Consider the following 23,537-nt stretch of genomic DNA (forward strand, 5'->3'; position numbering starts at 1 on the left):
CTATCAGAGCGCGAATCGGCCCGCGAAGGCACGCAGCGGCAGGTCGGCGCTGGTGATGATGCCGGGCGGGGCCGCGACCACGGACCGGAGGGAGTTGAGCACCGGCAGGCCGGTCACGCTCATGCCGATCGAGGCGAAGTTCTCGGGCTTGGACAGGTCGAATCCCTTGCGGGGGAAGATCATGTGCTTGCTGTAGATGCTCGGGTCGCCGGTGACCTCGGTGATGTAGCAGCCCTGGATCTTCCACGCCGGATCGGTGCGCGGGGTCATCTGCCACTCCAGATGCGTTTCGACGCGCGGGATTCCGTCCACCATGCCCCGGTATTTGATGTAGCTCGCGCCGAGGGAGCCCTTGGGCATGAAATACCAGCCCAGGTCGACGTCCTCGGTGCAGGCGCCGAGTTCGTATTCGAAGGTGACTTCGTCGAGTTCGAGGCCGAACGCGTCGGCCATCAGGTACACCGAGTCGGAGAACACGGCGGTGTATTTGTAGAGCGAGTCGGGGATGCTCGGATCGTCGATCGGCCGCCCGTATCCCACCGCTTTCCAGGTGTCGACCGAATGATGACAGGACACGTCGACCGATTCGGTCACCTTGATATTCTCGATCTCGGCCACGTCCGCGGTGTGCACGATGCCCAGGATCTGGCACAGGCCCGGGTTCATGCCGGTGCCGTAGAAGGTGGAACCCCCACGCTCGCAGGCGGATTGCAGAATCTCGCTGACCTTGCGGCCCGAGGGGTGCGGGTGATTGCGGTCGCGATGGAAGCCCGTGATCCAGTCCGCGGTGGTGACCACGTCGATGCCCGCCTCGAGCACCTTCTCGTACAGGTCCTCGTCGGGGAACACCCCGTGGAAGGTCAGCACGTCCGGGCGGGCGGCGATGATCTCCTCGACCGTCCCGGTGGCGATCACCCCGATCGGATCCAGGCCGACGATCTCCCCGGCGTCGCGGCCGATCTTGTCGGGTGAATAGCAGTGCAGGCCAACGAGTTCGAGATCGGGATGTTTGCGCACGCGGCCGATCATCTCGGTACCGAGATTGCCGGTCGCGACCTGGAATACCCGAATCGGGGGAGTGGTCATCGGTGCCTCTTGTTCGGTTGTGCGGGTGGGGACTACGTCGTGGGGATGGGCAGGATCGCGCCGCTGTACGGCCGGTTCGGGTCGGTTCCGGCGGGCCCGCCGTCGGGGTAGAACTGGCGCGCCCATTCGCGCAGCGCGGTGAAACCGCGGAATTCCTTCGGGGACAGCGCCGGTGGATCGGTGTAGCGCTGGTGAGACCAGATCTCGATGTCGGCCGCGAACTGCTCGATGACGAACCCGGCCATGGTGGTGCCGTAGCGGTTGATCTCGGGCCCGTCGTCCCCGGGCCGGCGGCCGATCCACACGGTGAAGCGCACATCGCAGGTGTCCGCGTCCACCGGCGTGACCGCGGGCATCGTGCGGTTGTCGATCATGCCCCAGCTCGCGGTGATCGAGCAGCCGAGCCCGGCGTTGATCGAACGCACGCCACTGTTGACCTCGGACTCCTGGACGTTCTCGTCGAAGGCGATGGTGAAGTCCACGTAGGAGACCGGGCCGGAGAAATCGTGCCGGGTGAACTCGGGCACGAACGGGGTCTTGTGCACGACCTTGAAGTGGGCGAAGTCGACGCCGTTCTCCATCACGTACTGCGGATGCAGTTGCAGGCCGGGCCGGTACAGGGTGGCCGCGGGGACCGGCGGATAGTAGTCGGCGGCGCTCTTGCCGTCGTCGAACGCGGTGAAGATGTCCGGTACGTCGAAATACGGTGCGCGCCCGTCGATGTCGAACCACATCCACACCGCCTCGTTGCGCTCCACCGCCGGGTACGAGCGGATGCGGCGGCCGCGGTTGGGATGCTTCTCGTACGGGACGCACACGTTGCGGCCCTCGCGATTCCACTCCCAGCCGTGGAACGGGCACACGATGTTCTCCCCGTCCACGCGCCCGCCGTAGCCCAGGTGCGCGCCCAAATGCTCACAGTAGGCGTCGAATACGGCGATGCTGCCCGAGGCCGAGCGCCAGGCGACGAGCTCGCGGCCGAAGTACTTCATCGTGTGCACCGCGCCGAGGGCGATCTCGGCACTCCAGGCGACTTGAAACCATCCCGTCGGTTCCATCGACAGGGGTGTTCTTGCCATTCGATCCTCCACGCCATCGAGGGCTGTGCGCAGGGGCGTGGATCGGTGGATCACACGCTCGGCGATCCGAGAATAGAACCCTCTGTGAAACAATACAAGAGGGTTCTTTGAAACTATGCCACCCAGCTCAGCGCGGGTATCATCGGTCCCCGTGACGGATCTGGCGGTAACCGGGAGGCGGGTGAACAAGCGCGGCGCGCAGTCGCGCGAGTCCATGCTCGAGGCGGCGATCACCTCGCTGGCCACCGGCGATCCCGCCGCGGTGTCGGGCAATCGCATCGCCCGCGACATCGGGGCGACCTGGGGTGTGGTCAAGTACCAGTTCGGCGACATCGACGGACTGTGGGCCGCGGTCCTGCGGTACACCGCCGACAAGCGCGGCGACATGCCCGCCAGCGTGAAGATCGATGGCACACTGCGCGAACGCGTTTCGGCGCTCATCCACGCGATGGCGGCGGGCCTGCGCCGACCCGAATCCCTGGCGATCGAGACCCTGCGCGCCGCGCTGCCGCGCGATCACGCCGAACTCGAACGCGACTATCCGCGTACCGCGGCCGAGCTCGCCTCGTGGAAACCACACTGGGACACCGCGTGTGAGCGTGCTTTCGCCGACCTGAACCTCGATCGGGTCAAGATCCGGCACGTGGCCGCGCTCATTCCCGCCGCGATGCGCGGCATCACCTCCGAACGCACACTGGGCACCTACGGGGATCTGGACGACGCCCTGGCCGGGCTCATCGGCGGCATCGTGGCCTACCTCGAGTCCTGATCCGCCCGGACGGTACCCGAGCATATTTCCGGACACTAGTCTGGAAACTATTCCAATCGCGTGTTAGCGTCGCCGCATGGGACGTGTAGATGGCAAAGTCGCCCTCATCAGTGGCGGTGCGCGCGGGATGGGCGCGGCACACGCGCAACTGCTGGTCGCCGAGGGCGCGAAGGTCGTGATCGGCGACATTCTCGACGACGAGGGCAAGGCACTGGCCGATTCGCTCGGCGACGCCGCGCGCTACGTGCACCTGGACGTGACGGACCCCGACCAGTGGACGGCCGCGGTCACCGAGGCCCAGACCGCATTCGGCAAACTCGATGTCCTGGTGAACAATGCGGGCATCGTCAACGGCGGTCCGCTGCACAAGTTCGATCTGGACAAGTGGCGCACCATCATCGACGTCAACCTGACCGGAACGTTCCTGGGCATGCGCGCGGCGGTCAAGCCGATGATCGCCGCCGGCGGTGGCTCGATCATCAACGTCTCCTCGATCGAGGGCCTGCGCGGCGCGCCCTGGGCGCACGGCTACGTGGCTTCCAAGTGGGCGGTCCGCGGCCTGGCCAAGTCCGCCGCCCTGGAGTTGGCGGCGCACAACATTCGCGTGAATTCGCTGCACCCCGGCCTGATCCGCACACCCATGACGACGGACATCCCCGACGATCTGGTGACGATCCCGCTGGGCCGCCCCGCCCAGTCCTCGGAGGTGGCGACGTTCGTGCTGTTCCTGGCCAGCGACGAGTCCTCCTACGCCACCGGCTCGGAGTTCGTCGTGGACGGCGGTCTGGTCGCGGCGGTTCCGCACAAGACGTCCTGACCGCCGGCTGCCCGTCCGGGTTGCGCGCGGGCCGGTCGGCGAGCATGGCTTTCCAGGGGGATGCGCGCCCTGCCGGGTACCTCGACGAGTTGCTCGGTCAGGGCGGGAGCACAATCACCCTATGGAAACTGTCACCGCTTCGGACCTGCGCAGACTGCTGGCGGCCAACGACAGCACCGCCTCCCTGACCCTGCTCGAAGGCCGCGTGGGCGTGGCTTCGGGCCCCGATCCGGCCGGTCTCGTGCTGATCGATCGCGCCGGCGTAATCGAGCAACTGGGTCCCGACCCGGAGGAACGGGCGCTGGTCGAGTACGCGTCACTGCTCACCGCAGAGCTGCGACTGCAGGGCGGCTGAACCCCGGCCCGATCGCCCCGACCGGATATCGAGGTCGGCACGTCTGGGTCGACCGAACCGGACTGTGCCCGGCGTGCTGAGTCGGTGGATGCGGCGACGCTGCGGGCGCGGCTGAGATCGCCGGGGTCGCGGCGACCATGTCGCCGGGGGCGATCCGGTTGCCGCACACCTCACACACGGGCGCGATCATGTCGACGTCGAGATGGTCTTCGCCGGCCGTTGAGCGTCAACTCGGGTCGATCGCCGGCCGGTGCCAGAGCGTGATGTCGCTGCTCGTGGCGACCGCCAGTGTGAGCCCGGAGGGCGAGAACCCGGCGGTCCGGAAGGTCGAACGGTCGGAGTGGAAGATGTGCCACCAGCCCTGGCCGGGCGGGTGGCGGTAGATGTTGCCGTCGGCGACGAGCAGTACGCGGTCGTTGGGCCATTCGGGGGCAACGACATTCAGGGACCATCCGTCGGTGGTGGTGTGGTGCAGACCGCCGCCGAACAGGCCCGCGATGTGCACCCGGGTGCCGGCGATCGGTCCGAGGCCGGGGCATGTCAGGTCCGGTGCCGCGTCGGGTGTGCTGGAGTCGATGCCGGGGGTGCGGTCGCGGGCGATCTTCGCGCCGGTGACGGCATCGAAAAGCCCATGGCCGTCGAGTGATACGACCATGACCAGGTCGTGTCCGGTCTCCGGGTGTACGGCGAAGCCGATACCCTGCAGGCCCCCGATCGGCATCTTGCCGCTGTGCACCTGCCGCCAGGGCTCCGGCGCCAGGACAACGGGGGCGGCGAGAAACCGTTCACGCAACCGTTGTTGATACTCCGAAAGCACTGTTCCTCCCAGAACTTACGGCCGTTGACCAGGAGCGAACGCATCCGGAGTCCGGCCGCGAGGCAACATTTCATCCCGCCGCGTTCGCGCCGGCGGCGGTGAAGGGATGTCGCCGTACCCGACCACCGTAACCCTGTGGGGCAGAACACATCCCCGAACGTGTTAAGGCCGAACCGTTCTGGGAATGCGCGCGGTATGGCCGCAGGGTGGCGGGAGATCACTCCCGGAAGGGGAACGCTCATGAGCGCGCTGTTGATTGTCGCGATGCTGGTACCGGTGGTGGCGGTGGCCGCGGGGTACGCGACGGCCGCATTGAGCTGGTGGTGGGCCGCGCGGGGCAACCGGTCCGTGCTGTACCCGCCGCGGTTCGGGTACGTGCGGGTCGAGGAAGTCCCGGTCCGGGACCGGATCCGCTGGCCCTGAGAGTCGCGCGGGCCGGGCGGGTGCCGAATTTCGATTGATCGGTCGATGTCGGTTTCGATGCTTTCGGGCGGGGCACTGTGGGGGTGAGATCCGTTGGTCGACCCCCGTTTTTGAGGACACCGATATGTCTGCCACGCACGAAACATCGATTGGAACCGAGCATGACGCGCGAGTCAGCGGCGACTCGTACGAACACCTCGAGCCGTTGCTCAAGGAACTCGCCGGCCTGGACCCGGGCAGCCCGGAGCACGCCGGTCTGCGCGACCGGATCATCGAGATCGCGCTCCCGCTCGGCGAACACATCGCCCAGCGCTACGGCGGTCGCGGCGTCGACCACGAGGATCTGGCCCAGGTCGCCGCGGTCGGCGTGGTGCTGTCGGTGGACCGTTTCGACCCTGCCGTGGGCGCACCGTTCCTGGGGTTCGCGATCCCCACGGTGATGGGCGAGGTCCGGCGCTACTTCCGTGACAGCACGTGGGCGGTGCGCGTCCCGCGCCGTATCAAGGAACTGCGGCAACAGATTTCGGTAGCGGTCCCGCAGCTCGCACAGCAGCTCGACCGGGAGCCGACCGCCCGCGAGATAGCCGCCCACCTCGACGCCGACCTGCTCGAGGTCACCCAGGCCTTGATCGCGAACAACGCCTACGTGACCCAATCCCTGGACGCGCGCCTGCCCAACGAGGACAGCGACGCCGCACCCGCCATGGCCCTGGAAGCGCTCTCGATCACCGAGGACGGCTACGAGCTGATGGAGGATTCGATCACCATCGGCCCGCTCCTCGCGGAGTTGTCCGAGCGCGAACGCCAGATCCTCATCATGCGGTTCGGACAGGAGATGACCCAGGTCCAAATCGGCAAGGCCCTCAACATCTCTCAGATGCAGGTCTCGCGCCTACTGGCCCGGACCCTCGCCGTACTCCGCGACCGGGCCCTGAGCGAGCAGCAGGTCGCAGGGGTCGCCTGACGCGTGCGGTACGCGGTTGCCGACCCGGCATCGGTCGGCCTGGGCGGCGTGCCCTGCCGGGCGGCGACCGCTACCGACCAAGTCCGACGAGGAGGGTTTCGGCAAACCTGCGCCGAGTAAGATGGTCAGTCGCGGTGCCGAACTTCCCCTCCAAAGATGGACGCGCGCCGACGATCCCCATCGACGTCGAGATACGGGCAGTCGGTGACACCGGTCCGGAGGTTCACGTCCGGATCATCCCGCTCCACCCAGAGCAGCTTTTCGCCGTCGACCCAGGGCCGGAGGTCGAAATCCAGTTCGTCGAAACGTGATTCGTGATCATGCCAGCCGCGCCAGGAGCCGTCGTCACCGTAAACGTCGTAGTAGTTGGCGCCCCACGTGTTGTCGAGCATCACGCCCGCCGGCCACGGACCGAAATAGCTGATGGCCCAGCCGCAGTGAGATCCCACCTGGATCTCGTTGATCACCGCGCGGACTCCCTCCGCGGCCAGGATTCGGGGGATCACATAGGGTGCGCCGGGGCCCGGCCGGCACCAGAAGCGCGCCATCGCAACGGGTTCCCGCAGCAGCATCGCCCCGCACATCGTCAGCCAGGTTGCCGGAAGTTCGGGAAGCCGTCGATGAGGGTTGTCGTAGTCCCAGAACCAGCCGTCGAGATCCACCGTGTCGATCGCGTGTCGCACGATGACGTTCGAGTCCGGGCAGCGCGTGACCGCGACATCCGGCAGCAACTCGACATAGCGTTGCTTGACCGCGTGCAGTTCCCTGAGCGCGGCCCGCTTGCCTGCGGAGTTCCCGGCCGCTTTGCATCGGTCCGCCTCGTCGATCAGTTGGTCTCCCAATCGGAGCAGATCGGCACGGGTGGTAGCCAACTCGCTCATCGACACGGTTCCCCCTCCCGAGTGAATCACGCCGGCCCTGCCCGCGTCTTCCGTGACCACTTCGGACGCCCCGAACCCGATCACATCGCCGGAAAGTGTAGCGACATAGGCTTGTACAGACATCACGCCACCGAACGGGGACGTACCGGTGTCCACGGGAGTGGCAGCCGAGGAGACGACAGTGCCGCACGCGGAAGGAGAGACGTTGACCGGCCGCGATGCTGTGCTGGCAGAAGGTAATCGGCTGCTCGCGTTGTATCGAGAGGTCGGGTACACCCCGGACGGCAAGGCCGCGATCAATCGCGTGTTCGAGTTGCGGGCGTTGTACCGCTCCACACTGCCCGACGTTGTCCTGTCCCGCTGCCCACTGACGGGGCGGGTCGTGCGCAGGCCGTTCGACGACGTGGATCTCGATGGCTGGTACTGGGATTGGGACGGTCCTGTCCGACCGCCGGCCCGAGGTGGGCCATCGACGTGGCTGACCATGGGCGGAGCTGTCCGGCTCGCGGACGCGGTGACCCCCGCACCCTTCCGATGCATGCCCGGTCCGGACGCGCCCTACGTTCTTCCCGACCTGCTGAACGAGCCCGGTGTGCGCGCCGTGATCGCCGAAATCCCGATCGGCCCCCACACCGGCTGGGCGGTGACGTACTTCGGGCGGCGTCGCCCGAGCGATGTTCCACTCGAAAACATCTGGGGCAGCCAGAGATACGATCAGTACGAGACGTTCACACACACGATCCATGATTACGACTTCGCGCTGCGCCCCTGGGTCGACACCGGCAAACTGCTGTGGATCGCACCCGGCGACAAGGATGCCGTGCTCCACGTAGGCCCAGCGCACTGCCCGTACCTCGATATCGAAGGTCGCAATCGACTCCAGTGGGTTCACCGGGGTGAGGTGCACACCTGACCTGCGCGCCCGATTGCTCAGTGCCCCTTCATCGTATCGTCGAGCCAATCGAACATGCGCTGGTGCACGAGCCGTCGCGCCATCGGCTGGCAGTGGAAGTTCGCGCCCTCCGCCGCGGTGAACCTGCACCGTTCGACGGGGCCGCTCACCCTGTCCGCCAGGCGTTTCGACTGGCCGGGCCAGAACTGCTCGTCCTCCGGATCGGCGACGAACAGGGGCGTCGTTATGCGGGCCGCGTCGGCGTCCGTGAGCACGTACCGGTGGACCTCGGTCAGTGTGTCGAAGTAGCTGTCCTGCCGGTACGGGCGGGCTCGGAACCGCCAGGTGCGGGCCGTGCTCTTGGACGCCTTCATGCCCCAGCCCATGTAGCGGTCGAAGCGGCGTCGTCTGCCGGTGTCGTAGAGCTCGAGCAGGCGGGCCGGGATGCTGTCCCGCCACGAGGCCGGCACGTCGACCACGCCCGGGTCGGCGATCGCGGCCGCCGCGCGGTGCTCGGTGGTCAGTGCCGTGGCGAGCCAGTAGCCGCCCTGGCTCAGGCCGTAGAGCGCGATGCGGCCGGCGTCGACGTCGGCGCGGCCGGACACGAGATCGAGGACCGGCGTCACCACCGGTCCCCAGTCGGGGCGGAAGCCGACGCCGCGTTCGAACAGCATCGACTGCTGTCCGGGGCCATCGAAGGCGAGCACGTTGTAGCCGCGGTCCAGGGCCGCGGCGCCGCCCGCGCCCCAGACGCCGCTGACGGGCGCGTCGCTGCCGTTGATCAGGACGAACGTCGGGCGCGGCGTCGAGTCGTCCGACGCACCGAAGAAGTAGCCCGGCATATCGGTGTCTTCGTAGGGGATCGTGACGCGCTCGACCCGCCGGGCCGCGGTGTCGACGAAGCGATCCCAACTGGACCGGTGCGCGCGGAAGGTCGGCAGCAGCAGGTCATCGGAGGGCAAGGCGCTACTCGCGTTGACCGCGACGGCGTAGTACGTGGCCGCACGCAGATACGCCTGCGCCGCGCTCTCGGTGTGCCCCGCCGCCGCGGCGGCATCCGCGACGGCGCGCAGCCGCGCGCCGAGTTCGGTCCATGCGCGAAACCACCCGTCGTGGTCCCCGCTGGCGACCGGTGCGATCGCGGCCAGCACCTCACCGGCGTCCGCGCCCCCGTACGCGCATTCCCCCAGTAGCGATCGAACCGTGTAGTCGAAATCCGCGTCCGGGTAGAACCCCGTCGCGAACGCCGTATGCGACCGATCCGAACGAAAAGGCAACTCGGGCACCGGGTCCTCCCTCGGCCGAGTAGGAGAAATCTTCGATTCCGACACGCTGAAACGATCTTGTGCTTCGACCATACGCGCACCCGATAGCGAGGACGCGACGAAATTCCCGTTTCATACCCGCCGGTACGGACGTGCCGACAACCTACGGCGCCCAGGGTTCGCCGCGCAGCGGCCGCTCGTCGAGCGCCCGGCGTTCGTTGTCGCGCAGCCGCGGCTCGTAGTAGGCGAAGAACACCTTGCCGACGAGATCGCGCCGGCTGCGGACACCGGTCTTGTCGAAGACGTTCTTCAGGTGCTGCTGAACGGTGTACGCGGACAACACCAGGTCAGCGGCGATCTGCGAGGTCGAGGCGCCCTGGAGTACCAGCCGGGTGACGTCCTTCTCCCGTTCGGTCAGCCCGTACGCGGACATCAGCAGCGAGTACAGCCGACCGGGAGCGGCGGGTTCGATGATGACCGCGACGCGCCGGTCGCCGGTCGAACTCAGGCACGCACCGTGCAGCACCACCCAGGTGCCGGTACGCGAGAGCACGCGCGCCACCGTGATCTCCCCGCGCTCGGGGTGGTCGGCGGCCCGCAGGGTCCGCCCGGCGAGCGTGAGCACCGAGGACGGCAGCCGGCCGGAATCCCAATCGCCATCGGGCAGTTCGCAGAGCCAGCGGTCGACGCCGGGCGTGGTGGATTCGACGTGTCCCGCGGCGTCGAGAATCAGCAGGCCGGGGGAATCCACGGAATCGGGTTCGCGGGCCTGCCCGAGCAGCAACGCCGTCCGTGCCCCCTCGGCGAGCACCGGCGCGACCGTTCGCACGAAGCTCTTCTCGTCGTCGCTGAACATCGCCGCGCCGGGCTCGCGATAGAGCGCGAGCGCTCCCCACACCTCACCGGACCGTGTGCGCAGGCCGGTGACGAGTTCCTGGTCTCCGCCCATCACCATGTTCCGATGCCAGCGCGGACTGCTCGAGGGGTTGCCGCCGGTCGCCTCGTACAGGGTGGACATGCCCGATTTCGACCGGGCGACATCCGCGAGCTGATTGACATCGCTGGTGTAGTACTCGCTGACGAGCCACTCGCCGGGAAACTCGTCGAGACCGCGATGAAAATGGCTCGTGATCAGCAGTGAGGCCGGGTCCAGCGTGTAGAAGCACGGTGTCCAGTAGTGCGGGACGGCGACCGCGAGGACCTCGGTCGAGGCTTGCCACAGCGAGACGAGATCACGGGGCTCGGCACACAGCCGAGTGATCTTGTCCGCGGCACGCTGCCGGGCATCCGCGCTCATGAAACAACGGTACGACCCCCACGCCGACCGCGAAATGCCACATTTCTGGTATTACCCGGCCGCGCGCTGCTCCCTAACGTCGTCGTCATCGGAACCACTCAGGAGCTCGTGATGACCACAACGACACCCAGGGTCCGGTTGGCGCCGCCTCCGCCGGCCCTCATGCGCATGATCAATCCGTTCGTCCGGCGGATCATCGCCGATTCCCGGCTCGGCAGCCGGCTCACCCTGCAGGTGGTGCTGGAGTGCACGGGCAGGCGCAGCGGCCGGACACTGCGGATACCGGTCTGCCTGCACACGATCGACGGCGTGCCGACGATCTTCACCGAACGCCCGTGGCGACTGAACTTCGCCGAACCCGCGCCGGTCACCGTCATTCGACAGGGCCGACTCCGGTCCGGCCGTGCGACCCTGCTGCATCCGACGCAGCGCGAACTCGGCGCGGCGCTGCGACAGGCTCTCGACCACGGTACGAGCCCGTTCGAACTCGGGCTGAAGGTCGATCACGGGTACGACCCGACCGCCGAGGACCTGTCGGCGATCGCCCGCAGCATGATCCGCATCGATTTCGACCGGGAGTGAACCGTCATGGACATCAACAGGATCGGGCACGACGTCAGCGTTCTGAGCGACTGCCAGGAGGTGCCGGGCATCGGATTCATCCCGATCAACTCCTTCGTCCTGCACGCGGCCGAGCCCGTGCTCATCGACACCGGCCTGGGGCTGCCCGGCCGCGGATTCCTGGACGCGCTCGGCTCGGTACTGCACCCGGCCGACATCGAGTGGATCTGGATCACCCATCCCGACCGGGACCACACCGGAGCCCTGCGCGCTCTGCTGGACCTGGCGCCCCGAGCGCGTCTGATCACCACGTTCCTCGGCATGGGCCTGTTGTCGATGGAGGGTCCGCTGCCGATGGATCGGATCTATCTCCTCAATCCGGGCCAATCCCTCGAGGTCGGTGATCGCCGCCTCACCGCCTTCCGGCCGCCGCTGTTCGACAACCCCTCGACCACAGGCTGTTTCGACGAGCTGACCGGCACCTGCTTCACCTCGGACTGCTTCGGCGCACCCATGCCCTCCGCCGAGTTGGCGACCTGCCCCGACATCGGTTACATCGACAGGACCGAACTGCGCGCCCGCCAACTGCTGTGGGCCACCGTGGACAGTCCCTGGGTGCACACCGTGGACAAGGCCCGATATCTCGAAACCCTCACCCCGCTCACCACATTCGACCCCGCGCTGATCCTGGGCACCCACCTGCCGCCCGCACCGGGACGCACACCGGAGTTCCTCGACATGCTCCACGCGGCGCCCGAGGAGAAGCCGTTCATCGGGCCCGACCAGGAAGCTCTCGAACAAATGCTCGCTACGTTCGAGCCGTGACCCGCTTGCCGTTCGCAGCGTCCTTAACGTGCACCGCGAACGGGCCTTTCGGCTACGACCAGGCCGACCCTGGGCGGTGCTCGTCCCGTCGGATCATCGAGCTGTTCCACCGGAAGGCCGAGGGGTGCGCCGGTTATCTCAGTTCAAGCCGCCGGCGCCACGCAGCCGTGCCATCTGATCCGGGCCGGGGTGGAACTCGGCACGGTAGCGCGGCGGGTAGAGGCCCTCGACCGGGGCGAGGGGTACCACGCTCGTCAGCGCCTCCCACGAGACCGGAAAGCCATCGGTGCCGTCGCGGTCGACCAGCATGACGTTGCGGGCGTGGGGGAGCAGCGAGGGGACGGTATCGGTCCAGGTGGTGATCGTGGTCTCGGAACCGCTCGGGGCGCGCACGTGCATCACCTGGGGCGTGAATTCCACGATGCCGGCCTCGACGTCAGCGCTGAGATGGTCGTGCTGCTGCGCGTACACGTGATTGGTGAGGGTGGCTTCGGCGGAGGCGATGTCGCGCGCGGCGAGGTGGTTCGGCGGTACCCGGTACGGGACCAGGCGGCCGGAATCGTCCACGGTGTACGGGACGGGCGAGACCTCACGGACAGCGTTGTCGAACAGCTCGCGGGCGGCGCCGACCAACTGCAGCACGTGCCGTTCGGAGTAGGCGGCCCCGACCAGCACGCCGGTGTTGGCGGCCACGAAGACGATCGGGCGCACACCGGCTTTCGCGCCGATCCCGGACAGCCATCCCGGCACCAGGGGCAGCGAGCCCGCGTACGCGTCGCCGCTGGTATCGGGGATGTGCAGCATCCCGCCATCGCGTGCGGGGTTGTAGTTCGCGACGGTGTCCAGGGCGAGTCCGGTGAGGTTGGCGCGGGCCGTGGCGAACACGGTGTCGGCGTCGACTTCCCATTCGTCGAGCTGGCTGGGATGCACCCGGGCCATCGAGGTCGGCAGGTCGATGACCAAGGTCTCCATCAGGCAGGGCAGGATCGGCTGCCAGAGGATCTGTTCGGAGGTGAGGAAACCCTCGAACCGCATGGTGAGCTCACCCGCCTGCCGAATCAGCGGTCGTATGCGCGGCGCGACGGCTTCCCACCCCTGGGGCCGGGCGGTAGAGCCCAGCCCGGGACCGTCGCTGACGAAAGTGCGCAAGATCTGTTCGGCCTCGGCATCGGAAACGCCTTCGCAACGGCGCAGTGCGGTCGTGAGGTTCATTCGCCCCCATCCGCCGTCCAGACCCTGATAGCGGATCTCGAACCGATCGCTGTGATACTCCGCTGTTGCGACCGCGGGATTGGACCGCACCATCTCGAATGCAAACTGTCCGAGTCGTTTACGCCTGGAGCCGAACACCCCACCCAGAAAACTCATGAAGCAGAACGTACTCGACCATTCCGACAGCGTTCGCGGCAGGAATCGGGTGGGGTTGTCGAGGGCTTCCACGAACCTCGATGCTGCTGTAGCGCAGCGAGGTTCACCCGAATGAATCTCGGAATATGCCGTTCCCCGATGTGGTCCGCGACAGGGCATCGGTTGCCAGGATGACCGCGGCGGCGGTCCAGGTCGTGCGCTCCTCGGGCCAGCGTTTGCCGTCGGTGAATACCAGGCCCGTCCAGTAGGACCCGTCGACCTCGCGCAGGTGCTGGATGTCGGTCAGCAGCTCGAGGGCGGTGGTGCGCTCGCCGATCGCGTCGAGGGCCAGGACCAGCTCGCAGGTTTCGGCGCCGGTGACCCAGGGGGCGTCCGACACGCAGCGGATGCCCAGGCCGGGGACCACGAAATCGTCGCGGTAGTGCGCGATTCGGGCGTGGGCGGCCTCGCCGCGCAGCGCCCCGCCCAGGATCGGGTAGTACCAGTCCATCGAATACCGGGACTTGTCGAGGAACGCCCCGGGGTGTTCGCGCAGCGCCGCGCCGAGTCGGGCCCGCGCCCGCGCCCAGTCCGGGCGTGGATCGCCGACCTGCTCGGCCAGGGCGATCGCGCAGGCGAGGCTGTGATGGATGCTCGAACACCCGGTCAGCAGCGCCTCGCCGGAACTGCCGGACTCACCTGTGGACCAGTAGATCTCGCCGTGCTCGCCCAGCTGCTGGGTGAGCACGAAGTCGATGCCGGCGCGCACCGCGGGCCACATGCTCGCGGCGAAGCCGTGATCGCCGGTGACGGCGGCGAAGTGCAGGACGCCGGTGGCCAGGTAGGCGCAGAAGTTGGTGTCGCTGTCGGGATTCTCGATCACGCCCGCCCGGATCTGCGCGGGCCAGGAGCCGTCGGGGCGCTGGGTTTTGGCGGACCACAGGTAGGCATCGCGGGCCTGGTCCCAGAGTCCGGCGGCGGTCAGGCCCATCGCGGACTCGATGTGATCCCACGGGTCGGTGTGGCCGCCGGTGAACCACGGCAGGGCGCCGTCGGGTTCCTGTGCGGCGGCGATGGATTCGCCGGTGCGGCGGATGTCGGCCGCGCTCAGCAGTCCGGGCAGCGACGGTAGCTCAGCTCGGGTCATGCACGACCGCCGGTTTGGTGAAGTACAGGGCCACGCTCTTGCCGATGAGCGGGTTCAGCAGCCGTTCGGCGGTGCGGGTGAGCCACGGCGCGGACATCATGTCCCACACCAGCATTCGGTGATAGGCCGTGACGAGCGGATTCTTCTCGCGGTGCACGCCCACCGCGCATTTGAGCCACCAGTACGGCGCGTGCAGGGCGTGCGCGAACTCACGATGCCGGTAGCGCACGCCCCGCGCGGTGACCTTGTCCCGCAGCTCCGAGGCCCGGTAGATGCGCACGTGGCCGCCCTCGTTGGCGTGATACTCGTCCGAGAACGCCCAGCAGATCCGTTCGGGGAGCCAGCGCGGCACCGTGATCGCCAGTACGCCACCGGGTTTGAGCACCCGCACGAGTTCGGCGATCGCCCGATCGTCGAGCGGGACGTGCTCGAGGATCTCCGAGGCGATGACCACGTCGAATTCCCCGTCCCCGTAGGGCAGGTCGAGCGCGTCCCCGGCCACGGTCTGCGCCTTGGCGTAGTCGGGGGCCTGACCCTCGGCGGCCATGGCCTCGAACATCACCGCCACCTCGGCCAGGTCACCGGTGTTCTGGTCGAACGCCACCACGTCCGCCCCGCGCCGGTACGCCTCGAACGAGTGCCGTCCCGCCCCGCATCCGACATCGATGACCCGTACTTCGGGCCCGACGCCGAGGCGATCGAAATCCACGGTCAGCATGTGTTCTCCTGTTCCACGATGGTCCCGATCACCCGGGGATCCGGTGTGCGCGCCGGGCGATGGCGCGCTCGTACACCTCGACGGTCCGCGCGGCGACCGCCGCCCAGCTGTACACCGTCTCCGCGCGCTGTCGCCCCGCGATTCCCATGCGGGACAGTCGATCCGGGTCGTTCAGCAGCGACCCGATGGCCTGGGTGAGCGCTCCGGCGTCGCCGGGCGCGACCAGTTCGGCGCACGCGCCGGTGACCTCGGGAATCGCGCCGGCCCGGCTGGCGACCAGGGGCGTCCCGCTGGCCATGGCCTCGACCGCGGGCAGCGAGAACCCTTCGTACAGTGAGGGAATGCACCCCAGCTGCGCCGAGGCCAGCAGTTCGGCGAGCTGCTCGTCGCCGAGCCCGTCGACCACGGTCACGATGTCGGCCAGGCCGAGTCCGGCGATGCGTTTCTCGGTCGGCCCGTTCGGCTCGAGCTTGGCGACCAGGCGCAGGTCGATGTCGTGGCGATGCCGCAGCCGCGCCACGGCCTCGAGCAGATGCGCGATTCCCTTGAGCGGCTTGTCCGCACTGGCCACGGCCACGATGCGGCCGGGCACCCGGGCCTGCTCGCGGGGCCGGAACAGCTCGGTGTCCACCCCCAGCGGCACCGTGTGCAGCTGGCGCGGCGACACCCCGAAGTCGGCGGCGATGTCGGCCGCCGAGGACGACGACACGGTGATCAGGTCCGGAATCCGCCGCGCCACCCGCTGCTGCATGCCCAGGAATCCGTACCAGCGGTGCACGAACGGCCGGCGTCGCCACGGCGCGGCCGCCAGATCCACCGCCCGGTCCCGGGTGATCGGATGGTGCACGGTCGCCACCAGCGGCAGCGCGTACTCGATGTCGAGCAACCCGGACCCCAGGCACTGATTGTCGTGCACCACATCGAAGTCGGCGACGCGCGACAGCAGCAGCCGGGCCGCGCGCATGCTGAACGTGCGCGGCTCGGGGAAACCCGCGGTCCACATGGTGGCCAGCTCGAGCAGGTCGATCCGATCGCGGATCTCTCGCGGATGCGGCGTCCGGAACGGGTCGTCGTCGCGGTACAGGTCCAGGCTCGGCACCTCGGTCAGCCGCACCCGGGGATCGAGATCCTCCGGGTAGGGCTGACCGGAGAAGACCTCGACCTCGTGCCCGAGTTCGGCGAGCCCCCGGCTCAGGTAGCGCACGTACACCCCCTGCCCACCGCAGTGCGTCTTGCTGCGGTAGGACAGCAGCGCTATGCGCACGCGCCCTCCTCGATCACCATGCGCGCGCACATCTCCCCGATCATCAGGGCCGGGGCGTTGGTGTTGCCGCCGGTGATGCTGGGCATGATCGAGGCGTCCGCGACCCGCAGGCCCTCGATGCCGCGCACCTTGAGTGTCGGGTCGACCACCGCCGCCTCGTCCACGCCCATGCGGCAGGTGCCGACCGGGTGATAGATCGAGTGCGCGCGATCGGGCAGGGCCGCCCGCAGGCCGGCCTCGTCCGCGAAGGCCGGGCCCGGCGAGTACTCCTCCTCGATGTCACCGGCGATCGCGCTGTGCGCCATGATCTCTCGCACGGTGCGCATGCCCTCGACCAGGAAATCGACGTCACGCTGATCGCTGAGGTAGCCGGGATCGATCAGCGGCGCGGTGAACGGGTCGGCCGAGGCCAGGCGCACCTCACCCCGGCTCTCGGGGTAGATCAGACTCGGCATCACCGTGAGCGCGGGCCGCCGCTCGACCAGGTACATCTTGTCCGCGTCCTGATTGGGCGTGGGGTAACTCCACGGCAGGCTGTGGATTTGCAGATCCGGATGCGCGCCGGTGGCGAACCGCGTCTTGACGAATCCGACCGCCTCGAACACGGTGCGCCCCATCCACGAGCTGCCGGGCTTGCGCAGCTCGCTGGCCAGCGCCTTCGCGAAGTACGTCGGAATCCCGCGGTGCACGGCCTTCTTGGACACGAACGTCATCGGCACGAAGACGTGATCGTGCAGGTTCTGCCCGACCGGGAGGTTCGCGTGCACCGCGATGCCCAGGTCGCCCAGATGCGCGGCGGGCCCGATCCCGGACAGCATCAGCAGCTGCGGTGAGCCGATGACGCCGCACGAGACGATGACCTCCTTGCCCGCGCGCACGATCCGGCGTTCCCCGGCCCGGGTGATGATCTCCACGCCGGTGGCCCGGCCGTCCTCGATCACGACCCGGGTGGCGTGCGCGCGGGTGATCACCCGCAGGCGGGGATCGGGCCGATCGGTGATGTAGCCCCGGGAAGAGCTGTAGCGCAACCCGTTTCGCACGCTCTGCTGGAAGACCGAGATGCCTTCCTGGGACTCGCCGTTGTAGTCCTCGATGATCGGCGCGCCGAGCGTCTCGGACGCCGCGGTCATGAACTCCTCGGTGATCGGGGTCAGATTCCGTTGCCGGGTCACCTCGATCGGCCCGCCGGTCCCGCGGTACTCGTCGTCCCCGCCCTCCCAGTTCTCGAGCCGCCGGTAGGCGGGCAGGACGTCGGCGTACGACCAGCCCTTGTTGCCCGCCTCGGCCCAGCCGTCGTAGTTGGCCCGGTTGCCGCGCACGAACAGCATGCCGTTGACCGAGCTGGATCCGCCCATGACCTTGCCGCGCGTCATGGGGATCCGCCGGTTGTTGGCGTGCGACTGCGGCACCGAGTACTGCTTCCAGCACACCCGCGACTTGAGCGGGGGGATGGTGTGCACCATGGTGATCAGGCCGGGGCTCGAGACCAGGCGGGTGTCGTCGTTGCGCCCGGCCTCGAGCAGGATCACCTCGTTGCCGTGCTCGGCCAGTCTGCTCGCGACCACCGCGCCGGCGCTGCCCGCGCCCACGACGACGTAATCGGCTTCGTTCACGCTCATCCCGTGTCTACTCGTACCGGACTTGCCAGTGCTTGATGCCGTTGATCCAGCCGTTGCGCAGGCGTTCGGGTTCGCTCACCTGGGTCAGATCGGGCATCGCGTCGGCGAGCGCGTTGAACATGAGGTCGATTTCCAGGCGCGCGAGGTTCGCTCCGACGCAGTAGTGCGCCCCGGTGCCGCCGAAGGCCAGGTGCGGGTTGGGGTCGCGCAGGATGTCGAACTCGAACGGGCGCTCGAACACGTCCTCGTCGAAATTGGCCGAGCTGTAGAACAATCCGAGCCGCTGACCGGCCTTGATCGCCTGTCCGCCGAGCTCGGTGTCCTGGGTGGCGGTGCGCTGGAACGCGGTCACCGGGGTCGCCCAGCGAATGATCTCGTCGGCCGCGGTGCGCGGGCGTTCCTTCTTGAACAACTCCCACTGTTCGGGGTGGTCGATGAACGCCTTCATCCCGTGCGTGATGGCATTGCGTGTGGTCTCGTTGCCGGCCACCGCCAGCAGGATGACGAAGAACCCGAACTCATCCGAGCCCAGCGCCTCGCCGTCCACGTCGGCGTGCACCAGCCGGCTGACGATGTCGTCGAGCGGATCCGCGCGCCGCTGTTCGGCGAGATTCCAGGAGTAGCCCAGGATTTCGACCGAGGCGTTGGTGCTCGAATCCGTCGTGGCGGTGTCGCCGTACTCGGGATCGTCGTAGTTGAGCATCTGGTTGGACCACTCGAAGAGCTTGCCGCGATCGGCCTGCGGGATGCCGAGCAGTTCGGCGATGGCCTGCAGCGGCAACTCCGCCGCCACCTGCTCCACGAAATCGCCGCCGCCGGCGTCCTTGGCCGCCGCCACGATCGCGGTGGCGCGCTCGCTCAGCGCGGCCCGCAGGCCCTCGACCGCGCGCGGGCTGAAGCCCTTGGAGATGATGCGTCGGATCTTGGTGTGCTTGGGCGGGTCCATGTTGACCAGCAGTGCGCCGGTCAGCTCGATCTGCTCGATGGTGACCTGGCCGGGCAGCCGGATCACCGCGCCCTTGAGCTGAGCGGAGTACAGCTCGTGGCTGCGCGAGATCTCTTTGATGTCTTCGTGTTTGGAGACGACCCAGAAGCCTCCGTCGTGGAAGCCGCCGGACTGCTCGTCCGTTTGGGCGTTCCACCACACCGGTGCGGTGGAACGCAGTTCGGCGAATTCTCGGACGGGGTTACGGGTTGCCCAGAGTTCGGGATCGGTGAAATCGAATCCGGCGGGGATGGATGGGGCCGACACAGCTACCTCCAGATAGGCCGACGTCGTTGTGGACCGGGATGATCAGCGCTGGCGGCGGCGGTAGCGCACACGACAGGGCTGCTGCAACTGCACGACCATCTTGGAGTGGTCGTTGCGGTAGGTGTCCGAGGGCTGGGCGAGCTCGAATTCCCAGTCCCGCAGCAGAATCGAGAAGATGGCCTTGAGCTGCATGAGCGCGAAGGGCGCGCCGACGCAGCGGTGCCTGCCCGCGCCGAACGGAATCCAGTTCCAGCGGTTGACGGTGTCTTCCTGGCGGGGATCGAGGTAGCGGGCGGGATCGAAGCGATCGGGCTCGGGGAAGTCCTCGGGGATCCGGTTGGAGATCGCAGGGGTGGCCGCGACCATGTCGCCGGGGGCGATCCGGTTGCCGCACACCTCGAATTCGTCGCGCGCGATGCGCATGAGGATGATCAGCGGCGGGTGCATGCGCAGGGTTTCCTTGAGGGTGGCCTCGAGGTGGGGGATCTGGCGCAGGGCGTTGTGGCTGACCTCGGACCCGTCGGCGTACAGCTGATCGAGTTCGGCCACGACGGTGGCCATGAGCTCGGGGTTGCGCAGCAGTTCGATGATCGTCCAGGCGGCGGTGCCGGAGGTGGTGTGGTGTCCGGCGAACATCATCGAGATGAAGATGCCGGTGATCTCGCTGGCGGAGAAGCGCGGTGTGCCGTTCTCGTCGCGCACCGAGATGAGCACGTCGAGCATGTCGCGCTCGTCCTTGCCGGTCGGCGGATTCTCCTCGCGCTGATTCATGATCGCCTGCACGAGTTCGACGAGCGCGACGCGCGCCTCGTCGCGGCGGCGGAAGCTGTCGATCGGCGCGTAGGGGTCGACGTACGCGAGGGCGTCGGTGCCCTGCTCGAGCTCGTGGTACAGGTGCGCGAAGCGCCCGTCCAGCTGATTGCGGAACTTCACGCCGATCAGGCAGGACGAGGAGGTGTAGATGGTGAGTTCGGCGAAGAACTCGAGCAGGTCGATCTCGCCCTCGTCGCCCCAGCGCGCGAGCATCTGGTCCACTTCGCTCGCGATGGTGGCCGCGTGCCCGCGCATGTGGTCCGCGCGCAGGGCCTGGTTGTGCAGCATCTCCTTGCGGCGCTCGGGCGGCGCGTCGAAGACGACGCCCTCGCCGAAGATCGGCTTCATGAACGGATAGGCCGCGCCCTGATCGAGGTCCTCGTCGCTGGCGCGGAAGAAGAACTCGTTGGCCTCGGCGCCCGACAGCAGGATGACATCGCGACCCGCGAGCTCGAACGAGCCGACGTCACCGCACTCGGTGCGCACGCGCTGCATGAGCGCGATGGGATCGGTGCGGAACTCCTGCAGATGTCCGTGCTCGTCGTGGCCTCCGGACACGCGCTGCGGTTTGACCAGCGTCATTGCAAATCCTTCCCGGAATGAATGTCCAGACAGAGAATGGACATGTGTCCGGACAGTACTACGGTTATGCAAGCACGACAAGGTGTGAGCGGAGCCGTTCGCAAGCCGGTATGAAAGTGGTAGTCGCGCTTCAGGATTCGCCGGGACGGTGGGCGGACAGCACGCGCCGCGCGGAGGCTTCCAGGAGGTCGGCGACCTCCTGATAGGACAGCAACCCCATCCCGGCGCGCAGCAGCGCGCCCGAATAGAGCAGCTCGAGCATGGCCACGCCCTCGGGATCGTCGACGCCCCAGGCCGCGGTGATGCGCCCGTGGATCTCGCGCCCGATGCGCACGCGCAGATGCTGCACGTCCGGGTCGTCGCCGAGCAGGGAACTGCTCACCGCGCTGGCCAGGGCCGGCTCGTCGGCGACCAGCATCGAGATCTGGCGCAGGACCGCGACCACGCGTGTCGCGGGATCGGCGCCGGTGGTGTCCAGGGCGGGCGTGGCGATCAGTCGCCGCCAGAACACCTCGGTGATCAGGTGTTCCTTGGAGGAGAAGTAGGTGTACGCGGTGGCTGTTCCGACACCCGCGGCCGCGGCCACCAGGCGCACGGTCGTGCCGGAATAGGCCTCGCGGCCGACGACATCGACGGCGGCCGCGACCAGGCGCTCGACGGTGTCGGCCTGCTTCTCGGTGAGTCTTCGGCGGGTCGCCTCAATGTTGGTGGATGTCAGTTCGGACATGTGTCTGGACAGTATCACCGCAGGATGGTCGCGACAATGGCGTCGTCGAATGCCGCTGCGTTCCAGCCGTGTTGACGCGATCCTCGTGGACCGGCGGCTCCCGGTCCCGTTTTGCGGTCTTGCGTCCGAACGAATATCCGAACTATATTCCGAACACCTGTCCAGACATGCATCGGAGCCTGACTATGAACGGCCTCGTCCCTTCCGAGGGCACACCCCTGCTGATCGACGGCAAGCTGGTGCCCGGCGGCGCGGGCGTCTTCGCGACCGTCAACCCCGCGACCGAGGAGGTCCTGGGCCACGCCGCCAACGCCACGGCCGCGGACCTGGACGCGGCGATCGCCGCGGCGCGCACCGCGTTCGACGACACCGACTGGTCCCGCAACCACGCCTTCCGCGCGCACTGCCTGCGGCAACTGCGCGACGCGATGCGCGCGCACGTCGAGGAACTGCGCGAGATCACCATCGCCGAAGTCGGCGCACCCGTCATGCTCACCTCCGGCCCCCAGCTCGAAGGCCCCGTCGGTGACCTGTCGTTCGCCGCGGACCTGGCCGAAAACTACTCGTGGGAAACAGATCTCGGCGTGGCCGAGCAGATGGGCATCTCCAGCCGGCGGGTCGTGCGCCGCGAAGCGGTCGGCGTGGTCGGCGCCATCACCCCGTGGAACTTCCCGCACCAGATCAACCTCGCGAAGATCGGCCCCGCGCTGGCGGCGGGAAACACGGTGGTGCTCAAGCCCGCTCCCGACACCCCCTGGTGCGCGGCGGTGCTGGGCACGCTGATCGTCGAGCACACCGACATCCCCGCCGGGGTGATCAACATCGTCACCTCCGACGACCACCAGCTCGGCGCGGCCCTGGTCGCCGACCCGCGCGTGGACATGGTCACCTTCACCGGCTCGACCCAGACCGGCCGGGCGGTCATGGCGAGCGCGTCGGCCACCCTCAAGCGGACCTTCCTCGAACTCGGCGGCAAGTCCGCGGCGATCGTGCTGGACGACGCGGACATCGTCGGCGCGGCCAGCTACACCGCGTTCTCGGTGGCGGTGCACGCCGGTCAGGGTTGCGCGCTGACCACCCGCCTGCTGGTGCCGCGCGCGTCCTACGAGGTCGCGGTCGATGCGGCCGCCAAGGCGCTGTCGAACCTGCGCGCGGGGGATCCGACCAAACCCGGAACCATTTGCGGGCCGGTGATTTCCGCGCGTCAGCGCGATCGGGTCGAACGCTACCTCGACATCGCGCGCGAGGAGGGCGGGCGCATCGTGGTCGGCGGCGGCCGTCCGGCGGACAAGGAGCGCGGCTACTTCATCGAACCGACCCTGATCGCCGATCTCGGTAACACCGCGACCGTGGCCCAGGAGGAGATCTTCGGGCCCGTCCTGGTGGTGATCGCGCACGACGGCGACGCCGACGCCATCCGCCAGGCGAACGAATCACCGTACGGCCTCTCGGGTTCGGTGTGGGGCGCGGACCCCGAGCGCGTGGAACGCGTCGTCGCCGGCGTGCGCACCGGAACCCTCAGCGTGAACGGCGGTCTCTGGTATCACGCGGACGCCCCGTTCGGCGGCTACAAGCACTCCGGCATCGGCCGGGAAATGGGCGTCGCGGGCTTCGAGGAATACCTCGAGACCAAGCTCGTGGCCACGCCCGCCTGACATCTACTTTTTCTCATCCAGGAGCTGAATTCACATGGCACGTTTCACCGGTCGCACCGCGATCGTCACCGGCGCGGCGCAGGGCATCGGCGCGGGCTACGCCAAGGCGCTCGCGTCCGAGGGCGCCAACGTCGTCGTCGCCGACCTCAACGCCGAACGCGGCGAGGCGACCGCCAAGGAGATCGTCGCGGACGGCGGCACCGCGGTCTTCCACGCCGTCGACGTCTCGGACGCCGAATCCGCCACGGCCCTGGCCGATTTCACCATCGCCGAGTTCGGCGCGATCAACCACCTGGTGAACAACGCCGCGATCTACGGCGACATGAAGCTGAATCTGCTGCTCAGCGTCGACTGGGACTACTACAAGAAGTTCATGAGCGTG

The 23,537-nt window shown here is 68.0% G+C and carries 24 protein-coding genes; 10 read left to right on the forward strand and 14 right to left on the reverse strand.

What is annotated here, in order from left to right:
- Nucleotides 1-3 precede the first annotated feature (3 nt).
- Both ACWIGI_RS38785 and ACWIGI_RS38790 read right to left on the reverse strand, forming a co-directional pair.
- Nucleotides 4-1,086, reverse strand: coding sequence for an NAD(P)H-dependent amine dehydrogenase family protein (locus ACWIGI_RS38785; protein ID WP_454208616.1), 1,083 nt, complete (start codon nucleotides 1,084-1,086; stop codon nucleotides 4-6).
- 32 nt (nucleotides 1,087-1,118) lie between these two features.
- Nucleotides 1,119-2,165: a Rieske 2Fe-2S domain-containing protein gene (locus tag ACWIGI_RS38790; RefSeq protein ID WP_454208617.1), complete on the reverse strand. Its 1,047-nt coding sequence runs from the start codon at nucleotides 2,163-2,165 to the stop codon at nucleotides 1,119-1,121.
- Between the two features lie 115 nt (nucleotides 2,166-2,280).
- Between ACWIGI_RS38790 and ACWIGI_RS38795 the strand changes: the two genes are divergently transcribed.
- The 3 genes from ACWIGI_RS38795 (at nucleotide 2,281) to ACWIGI_RS38805 (ending at nucleotide 4,106) form a co-directional block, all read left to right on the forward strand.
- Entirely contained in the window at nucleotides 2,281-2,934 is a 654-nt protein-coding gene (locus tag ACWIGI_RS38795; RefSeq protein ID WP_454208618.1) for a TetR/AcrR family transcriptional regulator, read from the forward strand.
- Nucleotides 2,935-3,010: 76 nt separating this feature from the next.
- On the forward strand, nucleotides 3,011-3,751 hold the full coding sequence (locus ACWIGI_RS38800; protein ID WP_454208619.1) for a glucose 1-dehydrogenase: 741 nt from the start codon (nucleotides 3,011-3,013) through the stop codon (nucleotides 3,749-3,751).
- A 121-nt stretch (nucleotides 3,752-3,872) separates the two neighbouring features.
- Nucleotides 3,873-4,106 carry a hypothetical protein gene (locus tag ACWIGI_RS38805; protein ID WP_454208620.1) on the forward strand — a complete coding sequence of 78 codons (234 nt, stop codon included), beginning with the start codon at nucleotides 3,873-3,875 and terminating at the stop codon, nucleotides 4,104-4,106.
- A 226-nt stretch (nucleotides 4,107-4,332) separates the two neighbouring features.
- On the opposite strand, the gene ACWIGI_RS38810 is transcribed toward ACWIGI_RS38805, so the two are convergent.
- Complete coding sequence (locus ACWIGI_RS38810) at nucleotides 4,333-4,899, reverse strand: hypothetical protein (RefSeq protein WP_454208622.1); 567 nt, start codon at nucleotides 4,897-4,899, stop codon at nucleotides 4,333-4,335.
- A 264-nt stretch (nucleotides 4,900-5,163) separates the two neighbouring features.
- On the opposite strand from ACWIGI_RS38810, the gene ACWIGI_RS38815 reads away from it, so the two are divergent.
- Both ACWIGI_RS38815 and ACWIGI_RS38820 read left to right on the forward strand, forming a co-directional pair.
- A complete protein-coding gene (locus ACWIGI_RS38815; RefSeq protein ID WP_454208623.1) occupies nucleotides 5,164-5,346 on the forward strand; it encodes a hypothetical protein in 183 nt (60 codons plus the stop codon).
- A 124-nt stretch (nucleotides 5,347-5,470) separates the two neighbouring features.
- On the forward strand, nucleotides 5,471-6,310 hold the full coding sequence (locus tag ACWIGI_RS38820; RefSeq protein ID WP_454208625.1) for a SigB/SigF/SigG family RNA polymerase sigma factor: 840 nt from the start codon (nucleotides 5,471-5,473) through the stop codon (nucleotides 6,308-6,310).
- A gap of 125 nt (nucleotides 6,311-6,435) precedes the next feature.
- Here the strand turns inward: ACWIGI_RS38820 and ACWIGI_RS38825 are convergent, their stop codons facing one another.
- On the reverse strand, nucleotides 6,436-7,314 hold the full coding sequence (locus ACWIGI_RS38825; RefSeq protein WP_454208626.1) for a hypothetical protein: 879 nt from the start codon (nucleotides 7,312-7,314) through the stop codon (nucleotides 6,436-6,438).
- 82 nt (nucleotides 7,315-7,396) lie between these two features.
- Between ACWIGI_RS38825 and ACWIGI_RS38830 the strand changes: the two genes are divergently transcribed.
- Nucleotides 7,397-8,104: a hypothetical protein gene (locus ACWIGI_RS38830; RefSeq protein WP_454208627.1), complete on the forward strand. Its 708-nt coding sequence runs from the start codon at nucleotides 7,397-7,399 to the stop codon at nucleotides 8,102-8,104.
- 17 nt (nucleotides 8,105-8,121) lie between these two features.
- On the opposite strand, the gene ACWIGI_RS38835 is transcribed toward ACWIGI_RS38830, so the two are convergent.
- Nucleotides 8,122-9,369: an alpha/beta hydrolase family protein gene (locus ACWIGI_RS38835; protein ID WP_454208628.1), complete on the reverse strand. Its 1,248-nt coding sequence runs from the start codon at nucleotides 9,367-9,369 to the stop codon at nucleotides 8,122-8,124.
- Between the two features lie 142 nt (nucleotides 9,370-9,511).
- On the reverse strand, nucleotides 9,512-10,645 hold the full coding sequence (locus ACWIGI_RS38840; RefSeq protein WP_454208629.1) for a helix-turn-helix transcriptional regulator: 1,134 nt from the start codon (nucleotides 10,643-10,645) through the stop codon (nucleotides 9,512-9,514).
- 111 nt (nucleotides 10,646-10,756) lie between these two features.
- Between ACWIGI_RS38840 and ACWIGI_RS38845 the strand changes: the two genes are divergently transcribed.
- Together ACWIGI_RS38845 and ACWIGI_RS38850 are read left to right on the forward strand one after the other, a co-directional pair.
- Complete coding sequence (locus ACWIGI_RS38845) at nucleotides 10,757-11,227, forward strand: grhN (RefSeq protein WP_454208630.1); 471 nt, start codon at nucleotides 10,757-10,759, stop codon at nucleotides 11,225-11,227.
- A 6-nt stretch (nucleotides 11,228-11,233) separates the two neighbouring features.
- On the forward strand, nucleotides 11,234-12,031 hold the full coding sequence (locus ACWIGI_RS38850) for an MBL fold metallo-hydrolase (protein WP_454208631.1): 798 nt from the start codon (nucleotides 11,234-11,236) through the stop codon (nucleotides 12,029-12,031).
- 138 nt (nucleotides 12,032-12,169) lie between these two features.
- On the opposite strand, the gene ACWIGI_RS38855 is transcribed toward ACWIGI_RS38850, so the two are convergent.
- From ACWIGI_RS38855 to ACWIGI_RS38890, 8 genes are all read right to left on the reverse strand, one after another.
- A complete protein-coding gene (locus tag ACWIGI_RS38855; protein ID WP_454208632.1) occupies nucleotides 12,170-13,399 on the reverse strand; it encodes a hypothetical protein in 1,230 nt (409 codons plus the stop codon).
- 103 nt (nucleotides 13,400-13,502) lie between these two features.
- Nucleotides 13,503-14,525, reverse strand: a complete 1,023-nt coding sequence (locus ACWIGI_RS38860; RefSeq protein WP_454208633.1) for a prenyltransferase — start codon at nucleotides 14,523-14,525, stop codon at nucleotides 13,503-13,505.
- A complete protein-coding gene (locus ACWIGI_RS38865) occupies nucleotides 14,512-15,243 on the reverse strand; it encodes a class I SAM-dependent methyltransferase (RefSeq protein WP_454208634.1) in 732 nt (243 codons plus the stop codon). The genes ACWIGI_RS38860 and ACWIGI_RS38865 overlap by 14 nt, the downstream gene beginning before the upstream one ends.
- Before the next feature lie 28 nt (nucleotides 15,244-15,271).
- Nucleotides 15,272-16,507, reverse strand: coding sequence for a glycosyltransferase family 4 protein (locus ACWIGI_RS38870; protein ID WP_454208635.1), 1,236 nt, complete (start codon nucleotides 16,505-16,507; stop codon nucleotides 15,272-15,274).
- Complete coding sequence (locus ACWIGI_RS38875; protein WP_454208637.1) at nucleotides 16,498-18,126, reverse strand: GMC family oxidoreductase; 1,629 nt, start codon at nucleotides 18,124-18,126, stop codon at nucleotides 16,498-16,500. Before ACWIGI_RS38875 ends, ACWIGI_RS38870 begins: the two co-directional genes overlap by 10 nt.
- Before the next feature lie 7 nt (nucleotides 18,127-18,133).
- Nucleotides 18,134-19,378, reverse strand: coding sequence for a cytochrome P450 (locus tag ACWIGI_RS38880; RefSeq protein WP_454208638.1), 1,245 nt, complete (start codon nucleotides 19,376-19,378; stop codon nucleotides 18,134-18,136).
- 42 nt (nucleotides 19,379-19,420) lie between these two features.
- Nucleotides 19,421-20,773 carry a cytochrome P450 gene (locus tag ACWIGI_RS38885; protein WP_454208639.1) on the reverse strand — a complete coding sequence of 451 codons (1,353 nt, stop codon included), beginning with the start codon at nucleotides 20,771-20,773 and terminating at the stop codon, nucleotides 19,421-19,423.
- A gap of 130 nt (nucleotides 20,774-20,903) precedes the next feature.
- A complete protein-coding gene (locus tag ACWIGI_RS38890; RefSeq protein ID WP_454208640.1) occupies nucleotides 20,904-21,500 on the reverse strand; it encodes a TetR/AcrR family transcriptional regulator in 597 nt (198 codons plus the stop codon).
- A 185-nt stretch (nucleotides 21,501-21,685) separates the two neighbouring features.
- Here ACWIGI_RS38890 and ACWIGI_RS38895 point away from each other — a divergent pair, with 185 nt between their 5' ends.
- Nucleotides 21,686-23,155: an aldehyde dehydrogenase gene (locus tag ACWIGI_RS38895; protein WP_454208641.1), complete on the forward strand. Its 1,470-nt coding sequence runs from the start codon at nucleotides 21,686-21,688 to the stop codon at nucleotides 23,153-23,155.
- Between the two features lie 34 nt (nucleotides 23,156-23,189).
- Nucleotides 23,190-23,537: SDR family NAD(P)-dependent oxidoreductase (locus tag ACWIGI_RS38900; protein ID WP_454208642.1), on the forward strand; the 348-nt coding region annotated here is incomplete at its 3' end.

The sequence above is a fragment of the Nocardia sp. NPDC055321 genome (assembly GCF_053645575.1).

Excerpts from the sequence above, each read along its gene's own strand:
- ACWIGI_RS38840 (WP_454208629.1), bottom strand. The coding sequence starts at position 10,645 with ATGAGCGCGGATGCCCGGCAGCGTGCCGCGGACAAGATCACTCGGCTG.
- ACWIGI_RS38895 (WP_454208641.1), top strand. The coding sequence starts at position 21,686 with ATGAACGGCCTCGTCCCTTCCGAGGGCACACCCCTGCTGATCGACGGC.
- ACWIGI_RS38805 (WP_454208620.1), top strand. The coding sequence starts at position 3,873 with ATGGAAACTGTCACCGCTTCGGACCTGCGCAGACTGCTGGCGGCCAAC.
- ACWIGI_RS38890 (WP_454208640.1), bottom strand. The coding sequence starts at position 21,500 with ATGTCCGAACTGACATCCACCAACATTGAGGCGACCCGCCGAAGACTC.
- ACWIGI_RS38795 (WP_454208618.1), top strand. The coding sequence starts at position 2,281 with ATGCCACCCAGCTCAGCGCGGGTATCATCGGTCCCCGTGACGGATCTG.
- ACWIGI_RS38785 (WP_454208616.1), bottom strand. The coding sequence starts at position 1,086 with ATGACCACTCCCCCGATTCGGGTATTCCAGGTCGCGACCGGCAATCTC.
- ACWIGI_RS38885 (WP_454208639.1), bottom strand. The coding sequence starts at position 20,773 with ATGACGCTGGTCAAACCGCAGCGCGTGTCCGGAGGCCACGACGAGCAC.
- ACWIGI_RS38790 (WP_454208617.1), bottom strand. The coding sequence starts at position 2,165 with ATGGCAAGAACACCCCTGTCGATGGAACCGACGGGATGGTTTCAAGTC.
- ACWIGI_RS38865 (WP_454208634.1), bottom strand. The coding sequence starts at position 15,243 with ATGCTGACCGTGGATTTCGATCGCCTCGGCGTCGGGCCCGAAGTACGG.
- ACWIGI_RS38845 (WP_454208630.1), top strand. The coding sequence starts at position 10,757 with ATGACCACAACGACACCCAGGGTCCGGTTGGCGCCGCCTCCGCCGGCC.
- ACWIGI_RS38855 (WP_454208632.1), bottom strand. The coding sequence starts at position 13,399 with ATGAGTTTTCTGGGTGGGGTGTTCGGCTCCAGGCGTAAACGACTCGGA.
- ACWIGI_RS38815 (WP_454208623.1), top strand. The coding sequence starts at position 5,164 with ATGAGCGCGCTGTTGATTGTCGCGATGCTGGTACCGGTGGTGGCGGTG.
- ACWIGI_RS38800 (WP_454208619.1), top strand. The coding sequence starts at position 3,011 with ATGGGACGTGTAGATGGCAAAGTCGCCCTCATCAGTGGCGGTGCGCGC.
- ACWIGI_RS38860 (WP_454208633.1), bottom strand. The coding sequence starts at position 14,525 with ATGACCCGAGCTGAGCTACCGTCGCTGCCCGGACTGCTGAGCGCGGCC.
- ACWIGI_RS38825 (WP_454208626.1), bottom strand. The coding sequence starts at position 7,314 with ATGTCTGTACAAGCCTATGTCGCTACACTTTCCGGCGATGTGATCGGG.
- ACWIGI_RS38875 (WP_454208637.1), bottom strand. The coding sequence starts at position 18,126 with ATGAGCGTGAACGAAGCCGATTACGTCGTCGTGGGCGCGGGCAGCGCC.
- ACWIGI_RS38820 (WP_454208625.1), top strand. The coding sequence starts at position 5,471 with ATGTCTGCCACGCACGAAACATCGATTGGAACCGAGCATGACGCGCGA.
- ACWIGI_RS38850 (WP_454208631.1), top strand. The coding sequence starts at position 11,234 with ATGGACATCAACAGGATCGGGCACGACGTCAGCGTTCTGAGCGACTGC.